This is a genomic window from Flavobacterium sp. GP15 (assembly GCF_014281985.1).
In the GTDB taxonomy this organism is placed as follows: Bacteria; Bacteroidota; Bacteroidia; order Flavobacteriales; family Flavobacteriaceae; genus Flavobacterium; species Flavobacterium pygoscelis.
The window spans coordinates 1-5490 of the sequence record NZ_JACFTC010000015.1; the positions used below are offsets into that span (position 1 = coordinate 1).

At 30.6% G+C, this 5490-nt stretch carries 8 protein-coding genes; all 8 read left to right on the forward strand.

What is annotated here, in order from left to right:
* Nucleotides 1-66 precede the first annotated feature (66 nt).
* The 8 genes from H2650_RS15480 to H2650_RS15515 all read left to right on the forward strand — a co-directional run bounded on the left by H2650_RS15480 (nt 67) and on the right by H2650_RS15515 (nt 5323).
* The gene (locus H2650_RS15480) at nt 67-450 is read left to right on the forward strand and encodes a helix-turn-helix domain-containing protein (protein ID WP_188051729.1); all 384 of its coding nucleotides are present in this window, start codon (nt 67-69) and stop codon (nt 448-450) included.
* On the forward strand, nt 402-872 hold the full coding sequence (locus H2650_RS15485) for a hypothetical protein (RefSeq protein ID WP_188051730.1): 471 nt from the start codon (nt 402-404) through the stop codon (nt 870-872). Before H2650_RS15480 ends, H2650_RS15485 begins: the two co-directional genes overlap by 49 nt.
* Nucleotides 817-1311, forward strand: a complete 495-nt coding sequence (locus H2650_RS15490; RefSeq protein WP_370566886.1) for a transposase — start codon at nt 817-819, stop codon at nt 1309-1311. Before H2650_RS15485 ends, H2650_RS15490 begins: the two co-directional genes overlap by 56 nt.
* A 273-nt stretch (nt 1312-1584) precedes the next feature.
* Nucleotides 1585-2709 (forward strand): hypothetical protein, encoded by a 1125-nt coding sequence (locus tag H2650_RS15495; RefSeq protein WP_188051731.1) that lies wholly within the window; start codon nt 1585-1587, stop codon nt 2707-2709.
* A 134-nt stretch (nt 2710-2843) separates the two neighbouring features.
* Nucleotides 2844-3590 (forward strand): hypothetical protein, encoded by a 747-nt coding sequence (locus H2650_RS15500; RefSeq protein WP_188051732.1) that lies wholly within the window; start codon nt 2844-2846, stop codon nt 3588-3590.
* Between the two features lie 172 nt (nt 3591-3762).
* Nucleotides 3763-4137: a YbbC/YhhH family protein gene (locus H2650_RS15505; protein ID WP_188051733.1), complete on the forward strand. Its 375-nt coding sequence runs from the start codon at nt 3763-3765 to the stop codon at nt 4135-4137.
* Nucleotides 4138-4352: 215 nt separating this feature from the next.
* A complete protein-coding gene (locus H2650_RS15510) occupies nt 4353-4706 on the forward strand; it encodes a hypothetical protein (RefSeq protein WP_188051734.1) in 354 nt (117 codons plus the stop codon).
* Nucleotides 4707-4864: 158 nt separating this feature from the next.
* A complete protein-coding gene (locus tag H2650_RS15515) occupies nt 4865-5323 on the forward strand; it encodes a hypothetical protein (protein WP_188051735.1) in 459 nt (152 codons plus the stop codon).
* The last annotated feature ends 167 nt before the right edge of the window (nt 5324-5490 follow it).

Genomic DNA, 5490 nt, shown 5'->3' on the forward strand with positions numbered 1-5490 from the left:
TGGCAAGCTTGAAGAATGTCGAGTCCTAAAATGGGTTGACTAAAATTTAAACACCTTTAGTAACCCATGGAAACACCCGAAAATCAGCCCGTCCGAAAAAGAAACGGCAAACAAGTAAGTTTTGAATACAAACTTTTTGTAATTCAACAAATCAATAATGGACAAATTTCTTTAAATTACGCTTCAAAAAAATACGATATTTCTAAAAGCACAATCGAATACTGGATGAAAAAACTAACTAATTACGAGCAAACCAACAAAGGCATTAGTAAAGACGATGAAATTCGTACACTAAAAAGCAAAATAGAAGATCTAGAAGGAGTTAAAGCTTTTCAACAAGAGCTAATCATTGAATTTGAGTCCGTTACGGGGGAGGAACTTTCAAAAAAGTACTTGCCCGAGTGGTTAGCGAACGAAATTCAGAGAAAGAAGAAAAAGCTTTTAAAATAAAATGGATTTACGAATCACTCGGGCTAAGCAAACAAGCTTATTATCAAAGAATTGCAAGGGATAAAGAAAAGGAAAAACGCAACAATACCGTAATTGATTTAGTATTAGAAATACGCGAAAGAATGCCAGGAACAGGAACCAAAAAACTCTTAGACCATTTAAAAGAAAAATTTATTGTAAACAACATTAAGATGGGCAGAGATGCTTTGTTTGATTTGCTTAGAAGTAGAGGTTTATTCATTAAAAGAACCAAAAGATTTCATATCACTACAGACTCTAAACATTTCTATTACAAATCCCCTAACCTACTATACAATCTAGCAGTAACACACGCTGAACAAGTTTTTTGTTGCAGATATAACCTATATAAAAACCGATTCAGGACACGCCTATTTAGCTTTGGTTACAGATGCATATTCTAGAAAAATAATGGGTTGGGCATTAGAGGATAATATGCGTGTAGAAATGGTGAAAAACGCCCTTAAAATGGCTTATCAAAATTGTATTTTTAATCACAAAAATATCATTCATCATAGCGATAGAGGTATACAATATTGCTGTCCAGATCATAGCGAATTTGCTGAAGGAAAAGGCTTTATATTAAGTACAACTCAAAAATATGATCCTTATGAAAATGCAATTGCAGAGCGAATAAACGGAATTTTAAAATATGAATTTGGATTAAAAAGAACCTTAAAATCAGTTCAAATAGCAAAAGCAATGACAAAAGAAGCCATAGAAATTTACAATAACGAAAGAACGCATTGGAGTCTTGATTTAAAAACACCACAATCCGTTCATTTACAATACGATAAACAGATAAATAAATCCTATAAAAAACCAAAAAAAGTTGCTGTTTAAAAACCAATTTACTACTATTGTAAGACTATGTGCGGATGGAAACGAGCAATGCTGAGGAGCAACTCGAATAGTGCCAAAATCATAGGCAAAGAAAATGAAGATGGCATTTTTAAAATGCCACTTCTTTTAATCTTCATTTTTTTTGAAGAGAAAACTTAAAAAACCTAACCCAAAATTGGCAACCCAATTTTATAGTTTTAAGCCGAATTTTTAACAAAAAAAAGGTCAACGTAGGCTAGGAAATGACAGAAAAACAGAACTAAAAACATCTAAATGGACTACACAACAGAAGAAATATATGTATTAGTTGGCAAAGATGACAAAACAGCAAACCTAACATTTAAGTATCAAAGTGAATCTCAAAAGCTATATGGCGATTTTATAACTGTAGTCTTCATTTATTCGCAAAAAGAAAGAGAGTTACTTGATGAAAAAATTAAAGAATTACCTTTTAAAAACACCGGTTTTATAAAGGCAAGATATTTGGGAAGAGAATTAGGAGAGAAAAAAAAAGAAAGACTTATTCAAATTGGCGTTGATTCTCAAGATATTTCTGAAATTTTATATTTTACACATCCACCAGAAAACACCTTTCATTCAAGAACAGTAAGAACTATAGATACTATAGAAATCCCTATTTCAACTGCTCCTAAAGGCGAAGACTTAAATTGGCATTATGGATTTAGAAAAAAACTAATCAAAGAAGAAATAGGATTATCACCTCGAGAAAGAAATTCATACTTGGCAGGAAAATATTATTTTGAAAAAGAAAAATTAACTGACCTTGAAAATCAAGAAATATATTTTGAACCAACTGTAATGAATCAAGATATAGAGTGGGAATATTTGACAATAAAATATTTACGCGAAGAAATTACAGAAGACGAGAGGAAAAGAATGACTAAAATATTGCAAATAAAAAAAAGTGAGACGAATCAAATACTTGATAAATACTTACAAGATGCAGGTAGCAGTTTAAAAAAACTTTCAAAAGAAAACATTGAACAATTAGTTGACATTTATATAAAGGTTTTACATTTTCACGACAGAAGACTAAATGTGGTTGGAAAAACTCCTATTTATATTGATGTTCATAGTTATTTGCATATTTATTTTAGACACGTCGAAGAAATGCAAGTAAATAAACAATTTGAACATAAGGATAATTTTCAGTGGAAAGAAGAAAATGTTTTCACAGTTATGGAAAATGTTATCCAGCAAATTAATAAAGAAATTCAAAATCATTTCGAAAAAGATACTAAAAACAGATATAGTAGATATGGTGAACAAAGCATCTATTTTGAAGGAGATTATTACACTTTTCATATTGAGCAAGGCGGAAGAATTAGTACATTTCATAAAAACAAAAAAAAGCAGGACGAAAAAGCCAGCCACTAACAGTCGTTTGCCGAGATTGGGGATTTAGTGGAATTAGCGTTTTTTTACTACATTTACGTTCAGCCGAAAATACTCGGCTTCGAAAGTCCCCAACCTCGGCAAGCGCCAAGACGTTAGGCACAAGCTTAAAAAAAATGAGCACAAAACACGAAATAGATACTTATTCGAAATTAGAACTTGGAGGAACATTTTTTCTCGAAGAGTCATTTCGTTATTTACATTCAGCTTTAAAATCTGAATTTGCATCAATTTTATTTTTAGAAGAATTAAATTCTATTGAACCATCAACGGAAGACCGAAAAATATTTGACAAAACTTATTTACCTGATAATGCTGTTGGAATTTTACAATCGAAAATACCAGATATTCTAACGTCTGAGACAACAAATTTAATATCAAATTCGTGGCAAAAATCACAATTCAGAGCGGAAACTGAAAAACATAAATTCGGGCTGAATCATCGAATAGACTCAATCGAAATATTAGGTCACTTAAATAATTTCGGATTCTTTATAGAAACACTTGTAAATAGGCATTTGCTCTTTTTAAATCAAACAGGTACAATAGATGAATTTAGTTATGCAAGAATTTCAATCTCAAAAATAATGGAGCGTTTAATATACATATTCAAAGCTGATTTAAATAACAATAAGGTTCATCTGAATGAAATCACTAATTTGTTCAGTTTAAGAAATAAGACAGTACATTTTACACCCGATAATGCTATTGCACTTAAGCCAAAAATATCCGAACTAATCCAAATTTGGAGTCAAAGCGCAAAGATTATCGCTAAATTTGAACATAAAGAGAAATTTAATGAAGAAAGTTTTTCAAAGAGATTGGAAGAGCATATAAAAGAAATAAAAACTTGTTGGACATAAAAAGCCTGTGCCTAACAGCCGTTTGGCGAGATTGGGGTTTTAGTGGAATTAACGTTTTTATTCATATCTTCGTTTCGGCAGAAAATACTCTGCTATAAAATCCCCAACCTCGCCAAGCGCCAAGACGTTACCAGCAATACGCCCAAAAAACCGCAGAAAACCGAAAAATTAAATGAAAAAAATTATCCTAATGTTTTTTGTGATTATGCAAATCAGTTGTAATCAAGTTTTGCATAATAAATTAGGAATAGAAAATGCCAAAAAAGAACTTGAAAATGCATTAAATGACACAACTAAATTAGCTATTCTTGACAAAAATGAACTTTTAATTAAAGAAGAAAATACAGCAATAAAAGTAGCTGAACCAATATTATTTGAAATTTATGGCAAATCAAAAATTGAAGATGAAAAACCATACGAAGCATATTTAATAAATAATTATTGGGTAATTAATGGAACGATAAATAGATTTTCTTTTGGCGGAGCTTTTTCAATTATTATTGACGCAAGAAATTCAAAAGTTGTAAACGTAATCCATTATAAATAAAATAAGTACTGCTGGTAACAGCGGTTTACAAAAATGGCGAAATATGTGGTAAAATCACGTTTATCTTTCGCAAGAAATTTTATCTTAGCCGAAAATAATCGGTTACGAAGTTCGCCACTTCTGCAAGCCGCGAAACGTTAGTAGCAATAAAACCGCAAATGACAAACAAAAACCTATTAATCAACAACTTAAAATCTAACTTAAATTAATCGTCAATGAGAGATATTGAATTTGACTTTCTGAAAGGAACAAAAAGCAATGGCACTTTGATACCTTTATTTATAAAAAAAATCGAAGTGATTAATCAAATTAGCGAAGATGAAAGATATTTTCAGATTCTGAAATTATTTTTATCAGAAGATTTATTTAATCATAATTGGCAATTTTCAGTTGAGTTTATTAATATCAATAATAACCAAATACTCGATCTTAATTTAGTTCAACTTACGGGATTTGAAATTGAAAATATAACTAATAGACAAATGGAAAATTGTAATTATCATATCTTTGATTATCAAGATGGAAAATATGATTTTTATTGTGAAAAAATAAATATTGTAAAGAAATAATTTACTGCTACTAACAGCCGTTTGGCGAGATTGGGGTTTTAGTGGAATTACCGTTTTTTATCATATCTTCGTTTCGGCAGAAAATATTCTGCTTTAAAGTCCCCAACCTCGCCAAGCGCCAAGACGTTAGCGGTAATCCTACAAAAAACGAAATTACGATGAAATCAAAACTTTTCGGAGATTTAAAAGAAACTGAATATGATTCTGATTGGTTGGAAACTTCTCCTTTAGAAATTCCATATTTTAGTAAAGAAAAAATAAAAATTACATTAGTAGAAAAAGATTCTGAATATATTCAAAATGCAGAAATAGCCTTTGAAAATTTTTTGAAGTTAACGGAAATTGATAAAAATAAAGATTCAGAAAAAGTATATGAATATTATGAAGAAATTCTAAAAGCAGGTTATACGAAAAACCTAAACTTGAAAACTAAAAGTGAAATATGGAATTTCGTGACAGTTGGAGAAATAGTTTTGCATTGGAGTGAAAATGGAACAATATATTTATGTGTTTCTTGTGAATGCGAATGGGAAATTGAACACGGATTACAATTATCATTTAAAAATGGAGAAAAGCTTATAAAAGCAAATTCACATTCAGATGATTTTGAAGAGTAAATAATCAGAATAAATAGAAAGGACTACCGCTAACAGCCGTTTGGCGAGATTGGGGTTTTATTGGAATTAGCGTTTTTTATCATATCTTCGTTTCGGCAGAAAATACTCTGCTTTAAAGTCCCCAACCTCGCCAAGCGCCAAGACGTTAGGCGCAAACACTAATAAAA

Excerpts from the sequence above, each read along its gene's own strand:
- H2650_RS15480 (WP_188051729.1), top strand. The coding sequence starts at position 67 with ATGGAAACACCCGAAAATCAGCCCGTCCGAAAAAGAAACGGCAAACAA.
- H2650_RS15495 (WP_188051731.1), top strand. The coding sequence starts at position 1,585 with ATGGACTACACAACAGAAGAAATATATGTATTAGTTGGCAAAGATGAC.
- H2650_RS15500 (WP_188051732.1), top strand. The coding sequence starts at position 2,844 with ATGAGCACAAAACACGAAATAGATACTTATTCGAAATTAGAACTTGGA.
- H2650_RS15505 (WP_188051733.1), top strand. The coding sequence starts at position 3,763 with ATGAAAAAAATTATCCTAATGTTTTTTGTGATTATGCAAATCAGTTGT.
- H2650_RS15510 (WP_188051734.1), top strand. The coding sequence starts at position 4,353 with ATGAGAGATATTGAATTTGACTTTCTGAAAGGAACAAAAAGCAATGGC.
- H2650_RS15515 (WP_188051735.1), top strand. The coding sequence starts at position 4,865 with ATGAAATCAAAACTTTTCGGAGATTTAAAAGAAACTGAATATGATTCT.